The organism is Serratia sp. PL7, from assembly GCF_945957435.1.
Window position 1 is genome coordinate 58,686 of record NZ_CAMFLB010000032.1, and the last position, 23,654, is coordinate 82,339.

Genomic DNA, 23,654 nt, shown 5'->3' on the forward strand with positions numbered 1-23,654 from the left:
AGATAATCAGCACCATTAATCAGGTTACCGTCGTCGTCGCCTGATGTGAAACACTGTTGGGAGTAACGAGTATGAGTGATGAAACAGCACTGCCCCTGCAATTTACCGAGGCAGCAGCAAGCAAGGTGAAATTCCTGATTGCTGACGAAGAGAATCCAAACCTGAAGTTGCGGGTTTACATTACCGGTGGCGGCTGCAGTGGATTCCAGTACGGCTTCACGTTTGATGACAAGATCAACGACGGCGATATGACCATCGAGAAACAGGGCGTTGCGCTGGTGGTTGATCCGATGAGCCTGCAATATCTGGTTGGCGGCGCGGTGGATTACACCGAAGGGTTGGAAGGTTCACGCTTTATCGTGACTAACCCGAATGCCAAAACCACCTGTGGCTGCGGTTCTTCATTCAGTATCTGATCCGCCGCCGTTAAAAAAACCCGCCTGCCTGTACGGTGCGCGGGTTTTTTTGTGCCTACCATTCCACGGTGATCAGTTCACTTTCCCGATCGTCTACTACCCGTTTGCTATGGCTCATCTTCGGCTGCAAGACTGTGCCATTGCCGCATTCCACCTGTGGCGTGTTGCCGGTCGTGGTTACGCTGCAGGTGGGCACAATCGTCAGACTGATACCCATCTTGCCGCTGGTGTTTTCGGCCAGCACACTGCTGCTCAACAACAGTGTGCTGGCGATCAAAAGATTTTTCTTCATGCGTAAACTCAAAACAATACCTATCCGCAGGCCACAAATAGGACCTATCGGCAAAAGTGAACGGAACTTAACGGCGCGGGATAATTTTTAACGAAGAGTTAACCAGATGATTACATTATTCAAGCGCATTTTATTAGCGCAAAATAATAGCACATTGCGTATATAATAGTCGAATATACTGCTTGGCAGGAAAGCCTCCGCCGAAGCTGGCGGAGGCAAGAATTACTGTTCGAGGATAAAGGCCGGTAGTTTCAGATGCCAACGAATGGCGGCCAGGCGGATGCCCAGCGTGATGATCATCCCCAGCATCATGGCATGCTGTAGCGGCATGCCAAAGGTGTAGAACGCCGTGACGTGCACCGTGCCACCAACGATGCAGGCTGTGGCGTAGACTTCGGTTCGCAGGATCATCGGGATCTCGCGGGCCAGCACGTCGCGGATAATCCCGCCGCCGACGCCGGTGATCACTCCCATGCAGACGGCCACCAGCGGCCCACTGCCAGCGGCGAACGCCTTATTGACGCCGATCCCCACGAACACCGCCAGCCCGATGGCATCCAGCACCGGCAGGATCCATTTCGGTAAGCGACGCGGCTGGCGCACCAGCAGCAGCGTCAGCACGCAGGTGATCATCGCCACCACCAGATCGGTGGGATCCTTTACCCAGAATACCGGGCCGTTGGCGAGCGCCATATCACGGATCGTCCCGCCGCCGACCGCGGTCACTACTCCCAGTACCAATACGCCAAAGGGATCCATCCGTAATTTGCCCGCCAGCAACACGCCGGAAATGGCAAACACCGCCGTACCAAGAATATCCAGCCAAAATACCATCAATGGATCTCCGCCAATTGACCGCATAGTGATTGTGCCGCCAGCATGATGCGTGGCCCGGCACGGTTAAACCAATCTTCCTCAAGGGCAATCACCGGCACGTCCAGCTGCGGGCCCCAGAAGGCTTTCACATTGGCGATCTGCTGGGCATTTCCGCTTATGACGATGGCCTGTGGTTTACGCACCAGCACCTGCTCACGGCTTACCTGCGGCCAAGGCACGGGGCTATCGGCAAAGATATTCTCTGCGCCGCACAAGGCCAGCACCTGGCTTTGCAACGTGGCCGCCGAACTGGTGAACAGCGGTTGGGTGCCAAACTGTAACAGCACTGGCCTTGGCGAATTGCTGGCATAGCGCGTTTTCAGCTCCTCTACCTGTTGGCGGAGGCTGGCAGCGGCCTGATGTGCCTGTTCTGGGTGAGGGCTGTACTGCGCCAACGCATCCAGCGATTGGGCGATCTCGTCAATATTTTTGGCATCTGCATAAAAAATCGGGATGCCGAAGGAGGCGAGCTGATCCAATACCCGCTGGGGATTACCGCCACGCCAGGCGAGAACCAGATCGGGTTTCAACGCCAGGATCCGTTCCAGGTTGATCCCTTGCCAGGAGGCGACCTGTTCCAGCTGCCTGGCGGCAGGGGGATAATCGGAGTAAGCGCTGACGGCCAGCAGGGTATCCCCCATACCGGCCGCGTAGGCAAGCTCCGTGGTGCTCGGTGCCAGGCTGATCACCCGTTGGGCGGCGCTGGCAGGCAGCAGCATCCCCAGGATCAGCCAGCTCAGCAGGGCGCATAGACGCAGCTTCACATTAACCGCGCTTGGCCAGGGCTTGCAGCATGGCATTGACCATCAGCGAGGACTGCTTGGCGGCCACTGCCAGGAACTCGTCGAAGCTCATATGGGATTCACTGTCGGCGACGTCGGAAATCGCGCGTACCACCACGAATGGTGTGCCGAACTGATGGCAAACGTGGCCAACGGCGGCGGCTTCCATCTCAACGGCGGCAACGGTTGGGAAGGTGCTGCGGATGCGGGCCAGAGGCTCGGCACCGTTAATGAAGGCGTCACCGCTGCAAATCAGGCCGCGTACCGCGTTCAGGTTAAGCTGTTTGATGCAGTTTTCCGCTAGCTCGATCAACGCGGGATCGGCAACGAACGCTGGTGGGCAACCGGCCATCTGGCCCGGTTCATAGCCAAAGGCGGTCACGTCGGCATCGTGGTAGCGCACTTCTTCAGATACCACGATATCGCCCACGTTCAGCGTAGCGGCCAGGCCACCGGCGGAGCCGGTATTGATCACCACATCGGGTTGGCACTGTTCCAGCAGCAGGGTGGTACCCAGAGCCGCTGCCACTTTGCCGATGCCTGATTTGAGCAGGGCGACTTCCACACCGTTGATTTGGCCGGTATAGATCTCACAACCCGCACGTTGCAGGGTCTGGCGGTTCGCAATTTGCTCGCGCAGCAGGGTAACTTCTTCTTCCATTGCGCCGATGATGCCTACTTTCATAAATAATACTCGCTGATAGGGTATGGAAATTGCGCCATAGTCTATCATGGCTCTGTGAGAGAGATAATCCGCAATACCGTTGCATCCGCCGCCGGGAATTGTTATCACGGAGGGAATGCGCAACGGGAGGAGAAACAGATGTCCGGGATCGACTTTAAGCAGAAGATCAGCTTTCAGCGGCCTTTTAGCAAGCCGATTGAAGCCGAAGAAGAGTACGACATCATTCGCCAGTTCGAGAGCGATCGCGGTCGCATCGTCAATTCTGCGGCGATACGTCGTTTGCAGCAGAAAACGCAGGTGTTTCCGCTGGAGCGTAACGCGGCGGTACGCAGCCGTCTGACCCACTCGATGGAAGTGCAGCAGGTGGGGCGGCATATTGCCAAAGAGATCCTCAACCGCTTCAAACAGGAAAAGCGTATTGATGCGCTCGGCCTGAGCAAGCTGCTCGATCCTTTCGAGAGCATTGTCGAAATGGCCTGCCTGATGCACGACATAGGTAATCCGCCGTTTGGCCATTTCGGCGAATCTGCCATCAACGACTGGTTCCGCCAGCGGCTCGATCCCGCCAGCTGTGGCAGTGAACCGGGTAGCCACGATCGTTGCCAGGTAGAGGTGTTACGCCTGCATGAAGGGGAGAGCGACCTTAACCGGCTGCGCAGCCGTATTCGCCACGACCTCAGCCATTTTGAGGGCAATGCTCAGGCGATCCGCCTGGTCTACACGTTGCTGAAATTGAACCTGACCTATGCCCAGGTAGGCTGCATCCTGAAATATACCCGCCCGGCCTATTGGGCAAGCGATATTCCCGCCAGCCACAGCTATCTGATGAAGAAGCCGGGGTTTTATCTGGCGGAAGAAGCCTTTGTCGATCGCTTGCGGCGCGAATTACATATGGGAGAGTTCGATCGTTTCCCTCTCACCTATATTATGGAAGCCGCCGATGATATTTCTTATTGCGTGGCCGATCTGGAAGACGCGGTAGAAAAGAACATCTTTACCGTGGAGCAGCTGTATCAGCATTTAACCCAGGAATGGGGCGAGATTGCTCCGGGGGATCTGTTTGATAAGACCGTTGCCAGTGCGTTCCGTAAAATTGAGCGCAGCGGAGCGCGCCGCAGTTCAGAAGATCAGTTCTTTATGTACCTGCGGGTATTTACCGTTGCCAAATTGGTTCCCCATGCGGCCCAGCGGTTTATCGATAACCTGGACGCGGTGTATCACGGCCACTTTAACGGAGCCTTGTTGGAGGATGCCAGCCCGGCTTGCCGCCTGCTCGCTATCTTCAAGAACGTTGCGTTCAAACACGTGTTCAACCACCCGGAAGTGGAGCAGTTGGAACTACAGGGTTACCGGGTGATCAACGGCCTGCTGGACATTTATAGCCCGCTGCTGGCCATGTCGCTGGCCGATTTCAGCCAGTTGGTGCGGGAAGACAGCCACCGGGCGTTTCCGATTGAAACGCGGCTGTTTCACAAGCTTTCTACCAAACATCGCCTGGCCTATGTCGAGGCGGTGGAAGGTTTGCAGCATCTTTCGGCCGAGCAGCAGGCTATTCGGGAATATTATTTCCGGGCGCGGTTGTTACAGGATTATATCAGCGGCATGACCGACCTTTATGCCTATGATGAATATCGTCGTTTAATGGCGGCGGAATAAATTCATGAGATAATTCTCGCTTATTTTAGCGAGATAACTCTCAGGCTGGAACATTATTTCGAGTTTTGTAAAGACCGACAATATTTGTTTACTATTAGCCGACCCCAGCATGGGAACTTCAGCTAATCAGCAGGCTCTTACTAAGCACCAAGACCCGGTATTCCTTTTGAACGACTTTTAAGAGACACACAGATGAAGATGAAAAAAACAGCACTGGTTTTAAGCGCCCTGGCTTTGAGTATTGGTTTGGCAATGGGTCCGGTAACTACCGCCAACGCCGCAGAAACGGCTTCTGCCTCTACTAGCGCCCAACCGTTGCCAAGCCTGGCACCGATGTTGGAAAAAGTGATGCCTTCAGTGGTAAGCATTAACGTGGAAGGAAGTGCCACGGTGGATGCGAAAACGGTACAGCAAATGTCGCCGTTCTGCCAGGATGGTTCACCCTTCCAGGGGTCTCCAATGTGCCAAGGTGGCGCACCGGGTGGGCCAACTACCCAGGAAGCCTTTAAAGCACTGGGTTCCGGCGTCATCATCGATGCAGCCAAAGGCTATGTGGTCACCAACAACCACGTGGTAGACAATGCCAGCAAGATCACGGTGCAATTGAGCGATGGTCGTCGCTTTGAAGCCAAGGTGATCGGTAAGGATCCGCGTTCTGATATTGCGTTGATCCAGCTGAAAGACGCCAAAAACCTGTCGGCGATCAAAATGGCCGATTCCGAGCAGCTGCGCGTGGGGGATTATACCGTGGCGATCGGTAACCCGTATGGCCTGGGTGAAACCGTGACCTCCGGGATCGTTTCTGCCTTGGGGCGTAGCGGTTTGAACATTGAAAACTACGAAAACTTTATCCAGACCGATGCGGCGATCAACCGGGGTAACTCCGGCGGTGCGTTGGTTAACCTGAACGGTGAGCTGGTTGGCATTAACACCGCGATCCTGGCGCCGGACGGCGGCAACATCGGTATCGGCTTCGCAATCCCAAGCAACATGGTGAAAAACCTGACCTCGCAAATGGTGGAATATGGCCAGGTGAAACGCGGTGAGTTGGGCATTATGGGGACCGAGCTGAACTCCGAGCTGGCGCAAGCGATGAAAGTGGACGCCCAGCGTGGCGCATTCGTCAGCCAGGTTGTGCCGAAATCCTCTGCTGCCAAGGCTGGTATCAAGGCCGGTGACGTGATTGTCACCATGAACGGTAAAGCCATCTCCAGCTTTGCGTCGTTCCGTGCCGAGATCGGCAGCTTGCCGGTGGGCACCAAGATGGCCTTGGGCATTATCCGCGACGGTAAGCCGGTGACCATTGACGTAACGCTTGAGCAAAGTAGCCAGGAGCAGGTTGATTCCAGCAATATTTACACCGGTATTGAAGGTGCAGAACTGAGCAACAGCACCGACAAAGTGAAAGGTGTGAAGGTTGAGAAAGTGAAACCAGGGAGTGCCGCTGCACGCATCGGCCTGAAAAAAGGCGACGTGATCATGGGTGTGAACCAGCAGCCGATCAACAACCTGGGTGAGCTGCGTAAGGTGCTCGACAGCAAGCCTTCGGTGCTGGCACTGAACATCCAACGTGGCGACTCGACGCTGTATCTGCTGATGCAGTAATAGCTATCCCGTTGTTCTACAAAGGCACGCTGCGGCGTGCCTTTTTTTATGACTAAAAACTGTGAGTTTGAGCACAAACTCGTGCCCGGCTAAAACGCATTTGGGCATCTGCACAATGTGCCCGCAGAGGCTCGTCGGTATGCTGAATGTTGGTTTATCATCCGACGGGGATAAGACGCAATGGCGGAGTATCATCTTGATGCCAAGCTAGCCAGGGAAATTGTCGCTCGCACCATGAAGATTATTGATAGCAATATCAACGTGATGGACGACCGGGGCCGGATTATTGGCAGTGGCGACCCTGAGCGGCTGGGGGAACTGCATGAAGGGGCATTGCTGGTGTTATCGCAGGCCAGAGTGGTCGCTATCGACGATGCGGTTGCTCGCCATTTGCACGGCGTCCGGCCCGGCATTAATCTGCCGTTGCACGTTGACGGGAGTATCGTTGGGGTCATCGGCTTGACCGGCGATCCGGTACAACTGCGGCAGTACGGTGAACTGGTTTGCATGACCGCTGAAATGATGCTGGAGCAGGCGCGTTTGTTGAGTTTGTTGGCACAGGACAGCCGCTTTCGTGAAGAGTTTGTGTTGAACCTGATCCGTACAGAGGAGCTGTCGCCGGCCTTGATGGAATGGGCGCACCGCCTGGGGATAGATCCCAACCAACCCCGCGTAGCGGCGGTAGTGGAGGTGGATAGCGGCCAGTTGGGGGTCGACAGCGCAATGGCCGAGTTGCAGCAGTTACAGGAACTGCTGATACTACCCGAACGTGACAACCTGATTGCCATTGTTTCTCTCAGTGAGATGGTAGTACTTAAACCGGCGCTGAATCACCACGGGCGCTGGGATGCTGAGGCCCATCGGCGGCGGGTGGAGAATCTGCTGGTGCGGATCAATGAAAGCAGCCGTTTGCGAGTGCGTATCGCGCTCGGTAACTATTTCATTGGCCCAGGCAGCCTGGTGCGTTCCTACCGCACTGCGCGTACCACCATGGCCGTTGGCAAGCAGCGCATGCCTGAGCGGTGGGCCTACTATTATCAGGATCTGATGCTACCGGTGTTGCTGGGCAGCCTGCGTAGCGGTTGGCAGGCGGATGAGCTGGCTCGGCCGTTGGAGCGTTTGAAGGCCATGGACGGAAATGGGTTGTTATTGCGTACCTTAAATGCCTGGTTCTTGAATAATGTGCAGCCCACCGCGACCGCCAAGGCACTCTATATTCACCGCAATACGCTGGAATATCGTCTCAATCGCATTTCCGAACTGACCGGTTTGAACCTGGCTAATTTCGATGCTCGCCTGTTGCTGTATGTGGGGTTACAGCTGGATGAAGACTAGCCTAGCTGTACGCAATAGCGTTGCTGGTGGGAGTCATACAGAACGCCGACACGCCGTGAACCCGTCCATGGGGGCTCGCAATCGCGCATCCGTGCGCTCAACGGTCGGCTAACCTGCATGACTCCCGCCAGCCTCAAGCTTCAGTGTCGCGGTATTTACACCCCAGCTAATACGGAGTCGGGAGGCTAAATAGTTGCACGTTCGGCTCCCTCTCCCTGGGGAGAGGGTTAGGGTGAGGGGCGTTGCACTCAAGTAACCGGTGCCGGGTTAAATACCGCCAACGCGTTGAACAAACCCCATCGATCTGACCAGGTTTGCTTGCGGCCGCTGGCGATATCCAGGATCAGTTCAAACAGTTGCCAACCCACCTGCTCAATGCTCGCCTCCCCGGTGGCGATAGTTCCGGCGTTGATATCGATCAGATCGTGCCAGCGTTCAGCCAGCGCGCTGCGCGTTGCCATTTTGATCACTGGCACGGCAGTCAGGCCGTAAGGGGTTCCCCGGCCGGTAGTGAACACTTGCACCGTAATGCCGGAAGCCAACTGCTGCGTGCCGCAAACAAAGTCGCTGGCAGGGGTGGCGGCATAAATCAGCCCACGCTTGCTGGGGCGTTGACCAGGGGAGAGCACTTCGACAATCGCGCTACTGCCAGATTTGGCTATTGAGCCTAATGCCTTTTCCACCACGTTAGCCAAACCGCCTTTCTTATTGCCGGGTGAAGGGTTGGCGCTGCGATCGGTTTGCCCTTGGTTGAGGTAGTCGTCATACCACGCCATCTCCTCCAGTAAGCGCTTGCCAACGTGTTGATCGGCGACCCGTGGGGTTAACAGGTGGATGGCATCACGTACTTCGGTAACTTCAGAAAACATCACGGTTGCCCCGCAGCGTACCAGCAGGTCGGAAGCAAAACCCACCGCCGGGTTGGCCGTCACCCCGGAAAAGGCATCGCTACCACCACATTGCATCCCCACCACCAGCTCTGAGGCTGGCACGGTTTCCCGCTGGCGACGGTTCAGGCGTTGCAGGTGCTGCTCTGCAACGGCCAGAATATCGGCCACCATGGCCTGGAACCCAACGTGCTTCCCATCTTGCAGGCGCACAATCCGGCTTTCATCCACGGTAATGGGTTGGACATCTGGGGTGCCCTGCAGCAGGCGTTCCGGCTGCAACTTCTCGCAGCCGAGCCCTACCACCATCACTTCGCCGCCAAAGTTCGGGTTGAGCGCCAGATTGTGCAGGGTGCGGATAGGGACTACCGCTGCGGGAGCGTTGATGGCGACGCCGCAGCCATAGAGATGATTCAGCCCCACCACACCGTCGACGTTGGGGTATTTCGCCAGCAGGTCGCGCTCAATGATTTTCACCACATAATCCACCACACCGGCCACGCAGTGCACGCTGGTGGTGATAGCCAACAGGTTCTTGCTGCCAACGCTGCCGTCGGCATTACGGTAGCCTTCAAAGGTATAACCTTCCAGGGGCGGTAATGCCTGGGGCACATTGTTGGCGAGTGGCAGGCTGGCCAACTCGGGCGCCGGGGGAAGCAGCACCAGCGATTCATCAATCCAGCTGCCTCGGCGAATATCCCGTGTGGCAAAGCCAATCACTTCGCCATAGCGCAAAATAGTGCCGTCTTGAGGAATATCTTGCAGCGCAACTTTATGCCCTTGGGGAATAGACTCCAATAATGTCAGACCGCAAGGGAAGCTTGCTCCTTTAGGCAGCCCATGGTCATTAACCACAATGGCGACATTATCTTGCCGATGAACCTGAATATAGCGCGGTAATGCTGTAATACTGCCAACTGCATATTCGGACATAGTGAAACCTCACGTACTCTGATTTATGTACGCCGTGGGTAATAATCGAAAGACTGGCTCAGCAAAAAGCATAACATTCGCTATTGTGCCGGGCATTATGCAAATGACCTAGATTTGGCGTTTTCTAGAGGTCAATCTTTGGCATTGTGCTAATCCGTTGTGAGATAGCTCACGCAACCGTGGGATCCGTGAGCCAGCCCGTGCCCGATTGGGCATACGCCATAAATAAGCCGCCATATTAGCCCTGTTATTGGGTTATTTGCCCGATGAGTCCAGACAGCCGGTTCCCTATACTTTTCTCCACCAAGCGTTAATGCGTTTAAAAATTGCCGATGCCGTATTAATCGAACTGCTCAAAAAAGGCTGCAATTTAATTTAAACCTTTCGTTCTGAGATATTTTTAGCGGTTTTTCAGGATGAATATAGTAATGCAGGAGAGCACCATGTCTACTATCAGCGCTGCCAACAGTGCCATCAAGCGAACCAATAAACGTTACTGGATCGTGGTGATGCTGTTTATCGTCACCTCATTTAACTATGGCGATCGTGCCACGCTTTCCATTGCCGGTACCGCAATGGCTCAGGATATTGGCCTCGATCCGGTTGGAATGGGCTATATCTTTTCGGCGTTTTCCTGGGCCTATGTGATTGGCCAGATCCCCGGTGGCTGGTTATTGGATCGCTTCGGCTCCAAGCGGGTCTACTTCTGGAGCATCTTCATCTGGTCGCTATTTACCTTACTGCAAGGCTTCGTAGATATCTTCAGCGGTTTTGGCATCGTGATAGCGCTGTTCGCCCTGCGCTTCCTGGTCGGCCTGGCAGAAGCACCGTCATTCCCCGGAAACAGCCGGATTGTCGCCGCCTGGTTCCCTGCCCATGAACGTGGCACGGCGGTATCGATCTTCAACTCGGCCCAATACTTTGCCACGGTGATCTTCGCACCGATCATGGGCTGGCTGACGCATGCGGTCGGTTGGTCGCACGTGTTCTTCTTTATGGGCGGGCTGGGCATCATCCTGAGCTTTGTCTGGCTTAAGGTGCTGCACGATCCCAAAGATCACCCCAGCATCAACCAGGCCGAATTGGACTATATCGAAGCCGGCGGTGCCTTGATCAATATGGACCAGAAGCAGGCCACGCAGGTGAAGATCAAAGGTGAGAAGTGGTTCCAGATCAAGCAGCTGCTGCAATCGCGCATGATGATTGGGGTCTATATCGGCCAGTACTGCATCAACGCACTGACCTATTTCTTTATCACCTGGTTCCCAGTGTATCTGGTGCAGGCGCGGGGCATGTCGATCCTCAAGGCCGGCTTTGTCGCCTCGGTTCCGGCCATTTGTGGTTTTGTCGGTGGGGTGCTCGGCGGCGTGATTTCCGACTACCTGATGCGCCGTACCCAGTCGCTGACCTTCGCCCGTAAAACGCCGATCGTGCTGGGCATGCTGTTGTCGATGTCGATGATCTTCTGCAACTACGTTGAAACCGAGTGGATGGTGGTGGGCATCATGGCCGCCGCGTTCTTCGGTAAGGGACTGGGCGCGCTGGGGTGGGCCGTGATGGCAGATACCGCCCCCAAAGAGATCAGCGGCCTGAGCGGTGGCCTGTTCAATATGTTTGGCAATATCTCCGGCATCGTCACGCCGATCGCTATCGGCTACATCATTGGTACCACCGGATCGTTTAACGGCGCGTTGGTCTACGTCGGGATCCATGCGCTGTTGGCGGTGGCCAGCTACCTGTTCATCGTGGGGGATATCAAGCGTATCGAACTGAAACCGATGGCGAAGGCCAGAAGGCAATGACACGGCGGCTAGTTTGGTAATTGAACCCAAAATTTTGAGGACATCTCTATGACTACAGCACCAAAGATTACTGCCATGCAGGTTGTACCGGTGGCCGGTTACGACAGCATGCTGCTCAATCTCAGCGGCGCTCACGCCCCATTCTTCACCCGTAATATCGTGATCTTGCAGGATAACGCCGGTAACACTGGGTTAGGGGAGATCCCTGGAGGCGAGAAAATCCGCCAGACCCTGGAAGAGGCTCAGTCTCTGGTGATTGGCAAAACCCTCGGGGAATACAAGAACGTGATGAACCGGGTGCGCGAACGCTTTGCCGATCGGGATGCCAGCGGGCGCGGCCTGCAAACCTTCGATTTACGTACCACCATCCACGTGGTGACCGGCATTGAAGCGGCGATGCTGGACCTGCTGGGGCAGTTCCTTGATGTGCCGGTAGCCGCCCTGTTGGGGGATGGGCAGCAGCGTGACTCGGTGGAAATGCTCGGTTATCTGTTTTATATCGGCGATCGCAACAAAACGCCGCTGCCTTACCAGAGCCAGCCGAGTGAAGCCTGCGACTGGTATCGCCTGCGTCATGAACAAGCGCTGACGCCGCAAAGCATAGTGCGCCTGGCGGAGGCGGCTTTTGACAAGTATGGCTTCAACGATTTCAAGCTAAAGGGCGGCGTATTGGCGGGCAGTGAAGAGGCCGAAGCCGTCACGGCGCTGGCGCAGCGTTTTCCTCAGGCGCGCATTACGCTCGATCCCAACGGTGCCTGGTCGCTGAAGGAAGCGATCACACTCGGCAAACAGCTGCGTAACGTGCTGGCCTATGCCGAAGATCCTTGTGGGGCAGAGCAGGGCTTCTCTGGGCGGGAAGTGATGGCCGAGTTCCGCCGCGCCACTGGCCTGCCTACCGCGACCAACATGATTGCCACGGACTGGCGGCAGATGGGGTATACGTTGCAGTTGCAGTCGGTAGATATCCCATTGGCGGATCCTCATTTCTGGACCATGCAGGGATCGGTGCGCGTTGCGCAGATGTGCCATGAGTTCGGCCTGACCTGGGGCTCACACTCCAATAACCACTTCGATATCTCGCTGGCGATGTTCACCCATGTGGCCGCAGCGGCACCGGGCAACATTGCGGCGATCGACACCCATTGGATCTGGCAGGAGGGCAACCAACGGCTGACGCGGGAACCGCTGCAGATTATCGGTGGCCGCGTTCAGGTTCCACAACGGCCAGGATTAGGGATCGAGCTGGATCGGGATCGTTTAATGCAGGGTCATGAGCTTTACCAGAAACACGGTCTTGGGGCTCGCGACGATGCGCAGGGTATGCAGTACCTGATCCCTGGTTGGATCTTTGATAACAAACGCCCGTGCCTGGTGCGCTAGTAGAGGATAAATCATGAATAGTTGCCATAACCCTTTTCGCCAATCGTTGCTCGCGGGTGAAACCCTGATCGGCTGCTGGTCCGCGCTTGCCAACCCGATCTCCACCGAAGTCTTGGGGCTGGCCGGTTTCGACTGGCTGGTGCTGGATGGCGAGCATGCGCCGAATGATATTGGCACTTTCGTGCCGCAACTGATGGCGCTGAAGGGCAGTCCTAGCGCCGCAGTGGTACGCCCGCCCTGCAACGAACCGGTGATTATCAAACGCTTGCTGGATATCGGTTTTTACAACTTTCTGATCCCGTTTGTGGAAAGTGTTGAGCAGGCACAGTTGGCGGTAGCGTCGACCCGTTATCCCCCGGCGGGGATCCGTGGGGTCTCTGTGTCGCACCGCAGCAACGGTTATGGCACCGTGCCGGACTATTTCGCCCAGATCAACCAGCAGATAGCGGTGATGGTACAGATCGAAAGCCAGCAGGGGGTCGATAACCTGGACGCGATAGCTGGCGTTGAGGGCGTTGACGGCATCTTTGTCGGGCCGGGGGATCTTTCCGCCGCTTTGGGGTATCTCGGCCAGCCAAATCACCCGGAGGTGCAGGCGGTGATCCGTCACATTTTCGAGCGTGCCAGCGCGCACGGTAAAGCTAGCGGCATCTTGGCACCGGCGGAGGCTGATGCTCGCCGTTATCTGGAATGGGGAGCCAGGTTCGTGGCCGTCGGCAGCGATCTTGGCGTATTCCGCACGGCCACGCAGGCTTTGTGCGATCGGTTTAAACAGGGCGTTGAATAAGGAGAGCGGGATGAAAATTGGCTTTATTGGTTTGGGAATTATGGGGAAACCCATGAGCAAAAACCTGCTGCAGGCGGGTTATTCGCTGGTGGTGATGGATCGCAATGCCGAAGCGGTGGCTGAACTGGCCGCACTGGGTGCAGATGTTACCGCCACGCCAAAGGCGGTGGCCGCACTGAGTGATATCGTGATCACCATGCTGCCCAACTCGCCGCAGGTGCGGGAGGTGGCATTGGGAGAAAATGGCCTGATCGAGGGAGCCAAGGCAGGCTCCGTGCTGATCGACATGAGTTCTATTGCTCCACTGGCAAGCCGTGAAATCAGCGAAGCACTGGCTGCCAAACAGATTGCCATGCTTGATGCTCCGGTGAGCGGCGGTGAGCCTAAAGCGATCGATGCCACATTGTCGGTGATGGTGGGCGGCGATAAAGAGGTATTTGATCGCTGTTTTGACGTGATGAAAACCATGGCCGGTTCGGTGGTGCATACCGGCGATATTGGTGCTGGCAACGTCACCAAGCTGGCGAATCAGGTGATCGTGGCACTGAATATAGCGGCCATGTCAGAGGCGCTGGTGCTGGCGACCAAGGCCGGGGTCAATCCAGACCTGGTTTTCCAGGCGATCCGTGGCGGTCTGGCGGGTAGCACGGTGCTGGAAGCCAAGGCTCCGATGGTGATGGATCGCAATTTCAAACCGGGTTTCCGCATTGACTTGCACATCAAGGATCTGGCCAACGCGCTGGATACCTCCCATAGCGTGGGGGCACAGCTTCCGCTTACTGCTGCGGTGATGGAAATGATGCAGGCACTGCGCGCCGATGGTCTGGGCAATGCCGATCACAGCGCACTGGCGTGTTATTACGAAAAGTTGGCCAAGGCAGAAGTCACCCGATAAGGACAGCGAGCTGGCGGAACGCTGGTTAACCCCTCACGCCAACCCTCTCCCACAGGAGGGTTAGCGTGAGGGGCATCAGGCTTACCCTAACTGGAACTTCGCTTCCGTCTCCACCAGCTCAATCTCATCCAACAGCTCCAACCATTCCGGTTCTAAATCACCGTTGCTCACACCCTGACGCAGTTGCTGCTCAAGATAGAAACACAGTTGCTTAAGGCGTGGAACGCCGCTGTAGCTGCAACTGCCGTGCAGCTTGTGGATCAGATCGAGAATGGTGTCGTCCTCTTCTCCTTCCAGCACGGCTTTTACCCGATCGCTGACCTGTGGCAGGAACTCGATCAGCATCTGTAACAGATCGCGTGCCAGATCCTCTTTATTGGCGGCTTGGCGCAATGCCAACGGCCAATCCAGCGATAACGGTGGTTCAGCCGGGCCACGAGGCGGGGCTGCCTCAGGTTCAAGTTCGACGGTGTGATATCGTGAGAGCACTCGTGTCAGCATGGCTTCGTCAATCGGCTTGGCCAGATAGTCATCCATGCCAGCCTGTAACAGGTGTTCGCGCTCGCCGCTCACCGCATGGGCGGTAACCGCGACGATCGGTGTGGAGTTGTGATGCGGCATCTGGCGGATCAGCTCACTGGCGCGGATGCCGTCAATGTTCGGCATCTGAATATCCATCAGGATCATATCCAGCACGTTATCACGTGCCAGCACGATGGCCTCCTCACCGCTTTCGCACAGCAGCGTTTTTTCTACCTGTTCGGCCAGCAAGGCACCGATCAGCTTCAGGTTGGCCGGGTTATCATCGACTGCCATCACCGTCAGCGGTAAGCGTTTATGTACCTTTGGTGCATTCTGACGCAGTGGGGCCTCCAGACGCAGTAACGGATACAGGCGATTACTGCTGATCGGTTTGGTCAAGCAACCGATAGCGCCGAGCTTTTTCATTTCTTCGGCATCGATCTGCGACTGGCTAGGCACTGCCAGGATCACTCGATCGGCAAGGCTCAGTGACTCCAGCAGCTTGTCTCGATGCTGGCCGATACCGTCCCGATAAGGGATCGGTACGCCTGCCAGCAGGAAGTCATAATGATTTTTCGGCAATTGCCCCAGAGTTGGTGAATGGGTCACCACCAGATGGGTGGCGCTCAACATATTCAGCGTGGCCTGGGCCGCGGTTGGGTTGGCTTCGATATAGGCCAGGGTTTTACCGCGCAGATCTGGCAGGCTCGGTGGCAACGACAACATGCCTTCGTTGAGATCGATGGTGATGTGGAACCAGAAGGTTGAACCGCGATTGAGCTGACTGTGGAAGTTGATATCGCCGCCCATCTCTTTCACCAGTTTCTGGGTGATCACCAGGCCCAGACCGGTACCGCCGTGGCGGCGCGAGATGCTGGCATCGGCCTGGCGGAAGGCCTGGAACAGCTGCGATTGCTGGCGTTCAGAAATTCCGATGCCGGTATCGTGGATCTGCACCTCCAGCTCCACTTGGCGTTCCAACTGGTTACGTAGCTCGACACGGATATCGATATTGCCGGTTTCGGTAAACTTCACCGCATTGCCGAGCAGATTGGTGATCACCTGCTGTAGCCGCAGTGAATCGCCAATCACCTGCTCTGGCACATCGTTTTGCACATCCAGGGTCAACTCCAGCCCTTTGTCGTGTGCGCTAGGGGCCAGCAATACCAGCACCTCATCCAGCGTTTCACGCAGCGAGAACGGAATGTGTTCCAGGATCAGCTTGCCAGCCTCCAGCTTGGAGAAGTCCAGCACGTCGTTGATGATGGTCAGCAGGTTGTTGGCCGAGCGTTCGATCGTTTGCAGATAGTCGGTCTGGGTGGCGCTCAGGTCGGTTTTCAGCGTCTGGCGGGTAAAGCCGATCACCCCATTGAGCGGGGTACGCAGCTCATGAGACATATTGGCCAGGAATTCCGATTTGATACGGGCGGCTTCCTGCGCGCGCTTCTTCGCAAGATCCAGCTCGACGTTCTGGATTTCCATTTGTTCCAGCGTTTCACGCAGATCGGAGGTGGCCTGGTCGATGTTCTGCTGCATCTCCTCGTGATAGGCGGTCAGCGACATTGCCATCGAGTTGATGCCGTTTTTCAGCATTTGCAGCTCGCCGAGCATAAAGCCTTCCACCCGGCTATCCAACTGGCCGCGGCGGATACGGTCGACGGTGTTGACCATATTGCGGATTGGGCCGGTGACGTCGCGCATCAGACGGTAGGCAAACAGAATGGCAATACACATACACAACAGCAGCAGCAGGGTAGAAACAAACACCTCTTTATATTGCTGTAGGCGCACCGATTGTAGATCCAGCTCGATCGCCACATAGCCGAGATTGCTGTCAGGATGTGCCTCCTCGTTGGTGCTTTCATCCGGAAACTGTGACTCCGACAGAATTGGCGTGCGCAGGATCAGTGAATCGCCGCGCCGGGTCAGCATCATGTCGGTGGGCATTGGCACACCTTTGGGCAATTGCAACTGGGTATAATTGTGATGATAGTTGGAGGTGACAAACAGGTTGTTCTGCGCGTCAAACACGGTGATCGCCCGGACGATATCCGAATGGCGGCGATGCAGCAGACTGACCAGTTGCCGGACCGACTCACGGCTGCGGAAGGTCATGCCATATTCGCTGGCGACGGCCAGAGGTTCGATGATGCTGGCACCGGCATCGACCAATTGCTCCTGCAGCTCGTTGTAGCGGTGCACTACAAAGAAGGTGCTGAGCAGCAGACCGATCAATAAAGTCGGTGCCAGGATCAGGATCATCATGCGCGCGCGCAAGCTGTATTTGGTCATGGGATTCCAATGTGGGAGAATTGGAGGCTAATCTTAAGCTGAATTAACCAACACACAATCAATAATTATGGCGCAATTCTACTCTCCGAAACGCCGCGTGACGACCCGGCAAGCTTCACAAATATTCACGGTAACGGTAACGGACCTCGATCCATTTGGCCAGGGAGTGGCGCGCCATGAAGGCAAAGCGGTATTTGTCCCCGGCGTTCTGCCGGGTGAACAGGCCGAAATCCAGTTGACGCAGGACAAACGACAGTTCGCCAAAGGTAAGCTCAGGCGACTGTTGAATTGCAGCATACAACGTGTTGAGCCGCGCTGCCCACACTTTGGTGTGTGTGGAGGTTGCCAACAGCAACATGTCTCCGAAGAGCTGCAACAGCAAAGCAAGGCGGCAGCGTTGGGGCGGTTGATCTGCCGTGAAACCGGGGTGACGCCGCAACAGGAACCGGTGATTGCCGGGCCACAATATGGCTACCGTCGGCGTGCACGGCTGGGATTACAGTGGCAACCCCAGCAGCACCGTTTGCTGATGGGGTTTCACCAGGCCGCCTCGTCCGATCTGGTGGCGGTGAAGCAGTGCCCGGTATTGGCACCGGAGCTGGAACGGCTGCTGGTGCCGTTGTATCAATGCCTGAACGGCTTGCAGGCCGTGCAGCGTCTGGGCCATGCGGAGCTGGTGTTGGCGGATAACGGACCGGTGCTGGTGTTGCGCCACCTGGATGCGCTCAAGCAGGGCGATCGTCAGGCTTTGCAGCAGTTTGCCCAGCAAAATGGCACCGCCGTTTATTTGGCACCGGATAGCGATCGGCTGGAAAAACTGTGCGGAGAAGCGCCGTATTATCAGGTTGACGGGCTACGCTTAGACTTCAATCCGCGCGATTTTATTCAGGTAAATGATGCGGTAAATCAGCAAATGGTGGCTCAGGCCCTTGAATGGCTCGAGATTGAGCCCAATGATCGCATATTGGATCTGTTTTGTGGCATGGGCAACTTTACCCTGCCGCTGGCCAAGCGGGCCAAGGCGGTGGTCGGGATTGAAGGTGTTGCCACGCTGGTAGCGAATGGGCAATATAATGCCGATAGGAATAGGCTCAGTAATGTCTCCTTTTTCCATGAAAATCTGGAAGATGACGTTGCGCGACAACCATGGGCAGCACAGGGATTTGATAAGGTGATGCTGGATCCAGCCCGCGCAGGCGCGGCTGGGGTGATGTCACATATTGTAAAACTGGCGCCAGAGCGCGTGGTGTATATATCCTGTAACCCCACGACATTGGCACGCGACAGCAAAGTGTTGCTGGACGCCGGTTATCGTCTTGCGCGTGTGCGGATGTTGGATATGTTCCCGCACACGGGGCATCTTGAATCCATGGCGCTGTTTATCCACGGGTCGCGGAAAAAGTAGGGAGAAGTTATGGTCGCGGTAAGAACTGCACATCTGAATACGGCGGGTGAATTCGCGCTTGATGACTGGATAGCCAGCCTGGGGTTGCCCAACCCGCAGTCAGGTGAGCGATTGGCCGCAACCTGGCGTTACTGTGAACAGCAGACGAAAGACCATCCCGATGCGCCGTTGCTGCTATGGCGTGGCCTGGAGATGGTGGAGATCCTCTCGACCCTCAGCATGGATAACGACAGTATGCGCGCGGCGCTGCTGTTCCCGTTGGTAGACGCGGCGATCGTTCCTGAAGCCACCCTGACCGAAGAGTTCGGTGCCGGCATTACCTCCCTGGTGCACGGCGTACGCGATATGGACGCCATCCGCCAACTGAAAGCCACCCACAACGACTCGATGGGCTCCGAGCAGGTCGATAACGTGCGCCGCATGCTGCTGGCGATGGTGGAAGATTTCCGCTGCGTGGTGATCAAGCTGGCAGAGCGCATTGCCCACCTGCGTGAAGTGAAGGATGCGCCGGAAGACGAACGCGTGCTGGCGGCCAAAGAGTGTTCCAATATTTACGCCCCGCTGGCTAACCGCCTGGGGATCGGCCAGTTGAAGTGGGAACTGGAAGATTTCTGTTTCCGCTATCTGCATCCCGATGAATACAAACGCATTGCCAAGCTGCTGCATGAACGGCGTATCGATCGCGAGCAGTTTATTGATGACTTTGTGGCTTCATTGCATAGCGCGATGGAAATCGAAGGCATCAAGGCGGAGATTTATGGCCGCCCGAAACACATTTACAGCATCTGGCGCAAGATGCAGAAGAAATCGCTGGCGTTCGACGAGTTGTTCGACGTGCGTGCGGTGCGCGTAGTGGTGGAGCGCCTGCAGGATTGCTATGCGGCATTGGGCATCGTCCATACCCATTTCCGCCATCTGCCGGATGAGTTTGACGACTACGTCGCCAACCCGAAACCGAACGGCTATCAGTCGATCCATACCGTGGTGCTAGGGCCGCGTGGCAAAACGCTGGAGATCCAGATCCGCACCCGCCAGATGCACGAAGATGCCGAACTGGGCGTCGCCGCACACTGGAAATACAAAGAAGGCGCGGTGGTTACGGCGCGTTCCGGCTATGAAGAACGCATTGCCTGGCTGCGTAAGCTGATTGCCTGGCAGGAAGAGATGGCGGACTCGGGCGAAATGCTCGACGAAGTGCGCAGCCAGGTGTTCGACGATCGCGTCTACGTGTTTACGCCGAAGGGGGACGTGGTGGATCTGCCAGCCGGCTCCACGCCGCTGGACTTTGCTTACCATATCCACAGCGACGTCGGCCACCGTTGTATCGGTGCCAAGATTGGCGGCCGTATCGTGCCGTTTACCTACCAGTTGCAGATGGGCGATCAGATTGAAATCATCACCCAGAAGCAACCGAACCCCAGCCGCGACTGGCTGAACCCTAACCTGGGCTATGTCACCACCAGCCGTGGGCGCTCCAAGATCCACAACTGGTTCCGCAAGCAGGATCGCGATAAAAACATCCTGGCCGGGCGGCAGATGCTGGACAACGAGCTGGAACACCTCGGTATCAGCCTGCGGGAAGCCGAAAAGCTGCTGATCCCACGTTATAACGTCAACTCGTTGGATGAAGTGTTGGCGGGCATTGGCGGCGGCGATATCCGTCTCAACCAGATGGTCAACTTCCTGCAGGGCAAGCTCAACAAGCCTAGCGCCGAGGAGCAGGATCGCGAAGCGTTACGCCAACTGACCCAGCAGAAAGCCCCGGCAACCTCGGCCCGCAGCAAAGATAACGGCCGGGTGGTGGTCGAAGGCGTCGGCAATCTGATGCACCACATTGCCCGCTGCTGCCAGCCGATCCCGGGTGACGACATTGTCGGCTTTATCACCCAGGGGCGCGGGATCTCGATCCACCGTGCGGATTGCGATCAACTGGCGGAGCTACAGTCTCACGCGCCGGAACGTATCGTGGATGCGGTCTGGGGGGAAAGCTACTCCAGCGGTTATTCGCTGGTGGTGCGCGTCGTGGCCAACGATCGCAGCGGTTTGCTGCGTGATATCACCACTATCCTGGCCAACGAGAAGGTCAACGTATTGGGCGTCGCCAGCCGCAGCGACACCAAAAAGCAGCTGGCCACCATCGATATGGACATCGAAATCTATAACCAGGTGGTGCTGGGGCGCGTGTTGGCCAAACTCAATCAACTGCCCGACGTTATCGATGCCAAACGCCTGCACGGCGCTTGATTTTTCTTTTTTGCTTAAGGGCTCAGCATGCTGGGCCCTTAATTATTCAGAGACTCAACATGATCCAACCAACACCACTGCAACGCCTGCTGACCATTATGAAAACCCTGCGCGATCCGCAGGTGGGTTGCCCGTGGGATCGTAAGCAGACCTTCGCCACCATCGCGCCTTACACCCTGGAAGAAACCTACGAAGTGCTGGACGCCATTGAGCGCCAGGACTATGCCGAGCTGCGTGATGAACTGGGCGATCTGCTGTTCCAGGTGGTGTTTTATGCCCAGATGGGGCAGGAGCAGGGGCTGTTTGACTTCGATCAGGTGTGTAACGCCATCAGCGACAAGCTGGAACGCCGTCACCCGCATATCTTCGGTGAGGCAGAGGCAGCAGACAGCGCGGCGGTTTCCGCCCGCTGGGAGCAGTTGAAGGCGGGAGAACGGGCAGAGAAAGCGCTGCACTCGGCGCTGGATGATATTCCCAACGCCTTACCGGCGCTGATGAAGGCTCATAAAATCCAAAAGCGCTGTGCCGCGGTCGGCTTCGACTGGAACACCTTGGGGCCCGTCGTAGGCAAAGTGTATGAAGAGCTGGATGAAGTGATGTACGAAGCTCAGCAAGCGGTGGTGGACGAACAGAAGCTGGAAGAGGAAATTGGCGATCTGCTGTTTGCCACGGTCAATCTTTCCCGCCATCTGGGGCATAAAGCGGAAAAGGCGTTGCAGGTGGCCAACCGCAAGTTTGAACGCCGCTTCCGCCAGGTTGAGGAGATCGTGCAAAGCCGCGGTCTGACAATGCAGGAAGCTACGTTGGAGCAGATGGAAGAGGCCTGGCAGCAGGTAAAACGCCTGGAAAACTAATTGCTCATCGCGTTGTCCTAACTGTGTCGCTTGTTTGATCGGCGACAATATTTATTCAAGCTGAAACGGTTAAGCTCGGGGTTGTGGATTGCTGAATCTGGTTTAACCGGCAGAAAAGCTCAACAAACTGAAATCTAAGGTGTTTTATTGCATCCAAAGTCGGTTTGTACGCAGTTTTTTACGCTAACCCATTGTTTCTAAAAGGCTCTAAAACGGGGGCCGGACGATTAAACCGGGATGAACTCACGAGGGTGGTTGAGATGATGGCAGGTAAAACGATCGTTTGTAGGTCAAGAGAGGTTCGGGTATACTACTTTCCCGTCTTGGTTCTTCCATCGTCTTTAAACCTAAACTCTCAGGTTCAGCATGACAACTAACTATATTTTTGTAACCGGCGGGGTCGTATCCTCTCTGGGTAAAGGCATTGCCGCAGCCTCCTTGGCGGCTATTCTTGAAGCCCGTGGCCTCAACGTTACCATCATGAAACTGGACCCGTACATCAACGTGGATCCGGGCACCATGAGCCCGATTCAGCATGGGGAAGTTTTCGTCACCGAAGACGGGGCAGAAACCGATCTGGATCTGGGTCACTACGAGCGCTTCATCCGTACCAAAATGACGCGTCGTAACAACTTCACCACCGGGCGTATCTACTCCGATGTGCTGCGCAAAGAGCGCCGTGGCGACTACTTGGGTGCCACCGTACAGGTGATCCCACATATCACCAACGCCATTAAAGAACGCATTATCGAAGGCGGCGAAGGCCACGATGTGGTGCTGGTCGAAATCGGCGGCACCGTCGGCGATATCGAATCCCTGCCGTTCCTGGAAGCCATTCGTCAGATGGCCGTCGAAGTGGGCCGTGAGCACACTCTGTACATGCATTTGACGCTGGTGCCATACCTGGCTGCCGCGGGTGAAGTGAAAACCAAACCTACCCAGCATTCGGTAAAAGAGCTGCTTTCCATCGGTATTCAGCCAGATGTGCTGATCTGCCGTTCCGATCGCGCAGTTCCTGCTAATGAACGCGCTAAAATCGCCCTTTTCTGTAACGTACCGGAAAAAGCGGTTATCTCCCTGAAAGACGTTGATTCCATTTATAAAATCCCAGGCCTCTTGAAATCTCAGGGCTTGGATGATTATATTTGTAAACGATTCAGCCTGACACCGCCGGAAGCTAATCTGGGCGAGTGGGAGCAGGTGATCTACGAAGAAGCCAATCCAGGCGGCGAAGTGACCATCGGGATGGTCGGCAAATATGTCGAACTGCCAGATGCTTACAAGTCGGTGATCGAAGCGCTCAAGCACGGTGGCTTGAAAAACCGTCTGACCGTCAACATCAAGCTGATCGATTCGCAGGATGTTGAAACCCGCGGCGTTGAAGTGCTGAAAGATCTGGATGCAATCCTGATCCCTGGCGGCTTTGGCTACCGTGGCGTGGAAGGCAAGGTGATGACCGCACGCTACGCGCGTGAAAACAAAATTCCTTATCTGGGCATTTGCCTGGGTATGCAGGTGGCGTTGATGGAGTTTGCGCGCAACGTAGCGGGTATGGAAAATGCTAACTCCACCGAATTTGTGCCAGACTGTAAGTACCCGGTTGTCGCATTGATCACCGAGTGGCGTGACGAAGACGGCAACGTCGAAGTCCGTACCGAAGAAAGCGATCTGGGCGGCACGATGCGCGTCGGTGGCCAGCAATGCCACCTGACCGATAACAGCCTGGTGCGCAAGATGTACGGCGAGCCAACCATCGTGGAACGTCACCGTCACCGTTACGAAGTCAACAACATGCTGTTGAAGCCGATCGAAGCCGCGGGTATGCGTGTAGCGGGTCGTTCTGCGGATAACAAGCTGGTTGAGATTATTGAATTACCTGATCATCCGTGGTTTGTGGCCTGTCAGTTCCATCCGGAATTTACGTCGACGCCGCGTGATGGACATCCGTTGTTCGCTGGCTTTGTCAAGGCGGCTGGTGAGCATCAGAAGCGTCAGGTGAAATAAGA

General features: G+C 56.0%; 18 protein-coding genes. 12 read left to right on the forward strand and 6 right to left on the reverse strand.

From position 1 onward, the window contains the following. The first annotated feature begins 71 nt into the window (after positions 1-71). Entirely contained in the window at positions 72-416 is a 345-nt protein-coding gene (gene erpA / locus N6G83_RS48495) for an iron-sulfur cluster insertion protein ErpA (RefSeq protein ID WP_021179368.1), read from the forward strand. Positions 417-471: 55 nt separating this feature from the next. Here erpA and N6G83_RS48500 read toward each other — a convergent pair whose 3' ends face one another. The 4 genes from N6G83_RS48500 to mtnN all read right to left on the reverse strand — a co-directional run bounded on the left by N6G83_RS48500 (position 472) and on the right by mtnN (position 3,051). Then, positions 472-708, reverse strand: coding sequence for a hypothetical protein (locus N6G83_RS48500; RefSeq protein WP_071682215.1), 237 nt, complete (start codon positions 706-708; stop codon positions 472-474). Between the two features lie 222 nt (positions 709-930). After that, positions 931-1,545: a TRIC cation channel family protein gene (locus tag N6G83_RS48505; RefSeq protein ID WP_024483478.1), complete on the reverse strand. Its 615-nt coding sequence runs from the start codon at positions 1,543-1,545 to the stop codon at positions 931-933. Continuing rightward, entirely contained in the window at positions 1,542-2,348 is an 807-nt protein-coding gene (gene btuF, locus N6G83_RS48510) for a vitamin B12 ABC transporter substrate-binding protein BtuF (RefSeq protein WP_260524228.1), read from the reverse strand. The genes N6G83_RS48505 and btuF overlap by 4 nt, the downstream gene beginning before the upstream one ends. Before the next feature lies 1 nt (position 2,349). Further along, positions 2,350-3,051 carry a 5'-methylthioadenosine/S-adenosylhomocysteine nucleosidase gene (gene mtnN, locus N6G83_RS48515; RefSeq protein ID WP_065687057.1) on the reverse strand — a complete coding sequence of 234 codons (702 nt, stop codon included), beginning with the start codon at positions 3,049-3,051 and terminating at the stop codon, positions 2,350-2,352. A 138-nt stretch (positions 3,052-3,189) separates the two neighbouring features. Between mtnN and dgt the strand changes: the two genes are divergently transcribed. From dgt to N6G83_RS48530, 3 genes are all read left to right on the forward strand, one after another. Further along, positions 3,190-4,707, forward strand: coding sequence for a dGTPase (dgt, locus tag N6G83_RS48520; protein ID WP_211136165.1), 1,518 nt, complete (start codon positions 3,190-3,192; stop codon positions 4,705-4,707). A gap of 198 nt (positions 4,708-4,905) precedes the next feature. Then, positions 4,906-6,312: a serine endoprotease DegP gene (degP, locus tag N6G83_RS48525; RefSeq protein ID WP_211136174.1), complete on the forward strand. Its 1,407-nt coding sequence runs from the start codon at positions 4,906-4,908 to the stop codon at positions 6,310-6,312. Positions 6,313-6,492: 180 nt separating this feature from the next. After that, positions 6,493-7,647 (forward strand): CdaR family transcriptional regulator, encoded by a 1,155-nt coding sequence (locus tag N6G83_RS48530; RefSeq protein ID WP_074031844.1) that lies wholly within the window; start codon positions 6,493-6,495, stop codon positions 7,645-7,647. Between the two features lie 248 nt (positions 7,648-7,895). Here the strand turns inward: N6G83_RS48530 and garD are convergent, their stop codons facing one another. Further along, positions 7,896-9,467 carry a galactarate dehydratase gene (gene garD / locus N6G83_RS48535; RefSeq protein WP_074031843.1) on the reverse strand — a complete coding sequence of 524 codons (1,572 nt, stop codon included), beginning with the start codon at positions 9,465-9,467 and terminating at the stop codon, positions 7,896-7,898. 443 nt (positions 9,468-9,910) lie between these two features. Between garD and N6G83_RS48540 the strand changes: the two genes are divergently transcribed. The 4 genes from N6G83_RS48540 to garR are packed head-to-tail and all read left to right on the forward strand — an operon-like array spanning position 9,911 to position 14,331. Further along, on the forward strand, positions 9,911-11,269 hold the full coding sequence (locus tag N6G83_RS48540) for an MFS transporter (protein WP_074031842.1): 1,359 nt from the start codon (positions 9,911-9,913) through the stop codon (positions 11,267-11,269). 48 nt (positions 11,270-11,317) lie between these two features. Next, positions 11,318-12,649 carry a glucarate dehydratase gene (gudD, locus tag N6G83_RS48545; RefSeq protein WP_211136166.1) on the forward strand — a complete coding sequence of 444 codons (1,332 nt, stop codon included), beginning with the start codon at positions 11,318-11,320 and terminating at the stop codon, positions 12,647-12,649. A 13-nt stretch (positions 12,650-12,662) separates the two neighbouring features. After that, on the forward strand, positions 12,663-13,436 hold the full coding sequence (gene garL, locus N6G83_RS48550; RefSeq protein ID WP_024529802.1) for a 2-dehydro-3-deoxyglucarate aldolase: 774 nt from the start codon (positions 12,663-12,665) through the stop codon (positions 13,434-13,436). 10 nt (positions 13,437-13,446) lie between these two features. Then, positions 13,447-14,331, forward strand: coding sequence for a 2-hydroxy-3-oxopropionate reductase (gene garR / locus N6G83_RS48555; protein ID WP_211136167.1), 885 nt, complete (start codon positions 13,447-13,449; stop codon positions 14,329-14,331). A gap of 81 nt (positions 14,332-14,412) precedes the next feature. Here garR and barA read toward each other — a convergent pair whose 3' ends face one another. Beyond that, positions 14,413-17,145: a two-component sensor histidine kinase BarA gene (gene barA, locus N6G83_RS48560; RefSeq protein WP_074031839.1), complete on the reverse strand. Its 2,733-nt coding sequence runs from the start codon at positions 17,143-17,145 to the stop codon at positions 14,413-14,415. A 67-nt stretch (positions 17,146-17,212) separates the two neighbouring features. Between barA and rlmD the strand changes: the two genes are divergently transcribed. The 4 genes from rlmD to pyrG all read left to right on the forward strand — a co-directional run bounded on the left by rlmD (position 17,213) and on the right by pyrG (position 23,652). After that, positions 17,213-18,550, forward strand: coding sequence for a 23S rRNA (uracil(1939)-C(5))-methyltransferase RlmD (gene rlmD, locus N6G83_RS48565; protein ID WP_199063150.1), 1,338 nt, complete (start codon positions 17,213-17,215; stop codon positions 18,548-18,550). Positions 18,551-18,559: 9 nt separating this feature from the next. Then, positions 18,560-20,794, forward strand: a complete 2,235-nt coding sequence (gene relA / locus N6G83_RS48570) for a GTP diphosphokinase (protein ID WP_074031837.1) — start codon at positions 18,560-18,562, stop codon at positions 20,792-20,794. Between the two features lie 59 nt (positions 20,795-20,853). Further along, positions 20,854-21,648, forward strand: a complete 795-nt coding sequence (gene mazG, locus N6G83_RS48575; protein WP_211136168.1) for a nucleoside triphosphate pyrophosphohydrolase — start codon at positions 20,854-20,856, stop codon at positions 21,646-21,648. A gap of 366 nt (positions 21,649-22,014) precedes the next feature. Further along, positions 22,015-23,652 carry a glutamine hydrolyzing CTP synthase gene (gene pyrG, locus N6G83_RS48580; RefSeq protein WP_024483442.1) on the forward strand — a complete coding sequence of 546 codons (1,638 nt, stop codon included), beginning with the start codon at positions 22,015-22,017 and terminating at the stop codon, positions 23,650-23,652. Positions 23,653-23,654 lie beyond the last annotated feature (2 nt).

Coding starts and splice junctions, on each gene's coding strand:
- garL (WP_024529802.1), top strand. CDS start 12,663: ATGAATAGTTGCCATAACCCTTTTCGCCAATCGTTGCTCGCGGGTGAA.
- N6G83_RS48530 (WP_074031844.1), top strand. CDS start 6,493: ATGGCGGAGTATCATCTTGATGCCAAGCTAGCCAGGGAAATTGTCGCT.
- degP (WP_211136174.1), top strand. CDS start 4,906: ATGAAAAAAACAGCACTGGTTTTAAGCGCCCTGGCTTTGAGTATTGGT.
- dgt (WP_211136165.1), top strand. CDS start 3,190: ATGTCCGGGATCGACTTTAAGCAGAAGATCAGCTTTCAGCGGCCTTTT.
- garR (WP_211136167.1), top strand. CDS start 13,447: ATGAAAATTGGCTTTATTGGTTTGGGAATTATGGGGAAACCCATGAGC.
- N6G83_RS48500 (WP_071682215.1), bottom strand. CDS start 708: ATGAAGAAAAATCTTTTGATCGCCAGCACACTGTTGTTGAGCAGCAGT.
- erpA (WP_021179368.1), top strand. CDS start 72: ATGAGTGATGAAACAGCACTGCCCCTGCAATTTACCGAGGCAGCAGCA.
- pyrG (WP_024483442.1), top strand. CDS start 22,015: ATGACAACTAACTATATTTTTGTAACCGGCGGGGTCGTATCCTCTCTG.
- barA (WP_074031839.1), bottom strand. CDS start 17,145: ATGACCAAATACAGCTTGCGCGCGCGCATGATGATCCTGATCCTGGCA.
- N6G83_RS48540 (WP_074031842.1), top strand. CDS start 9,911: ATGTCTACTATCAGCGCTGCCAACAGTGCCATCAAGCGAACCAATAAA.
- mtnN (WP_065687057.1), bottom strand. CDS start 3,051: ATGAAAGTAGGCATCATCGGCGCAATGGAAGAAGAAGTTACCCTGCTG.
- rlmD (WP_199063150.1), top strand. CDS start 17,213: ATGGCGCAATTCTACTCTCCGAAACGCCGCGTGACGACCCGGCAAGCT.
- relA (WP_074031837.1), top strand. CDS start 18,560: ATGGTCGCGGTAAGAACTGCACATCTGAATACGGCGGGTGAATTCGCG.
- gudD (WP_211136166.1), top strand. CDS start 11,318: ATGACTACAGCACCAAAGATTACTGCCATGCAGGTTGTACCGGTGGCC.
- garD (WP_074031843.1), bottom strand. CDS start 9,467: ATGTCCGAATATGCAGTTGGCAGTATTACAGCATTACCGCGCTATATT.
- mazG (WP_211136168.1), top strand. CDS start 20,854: ATGATCCAACCAACACCACTGCAACGCCTGCTGACCATTATGAAAACC.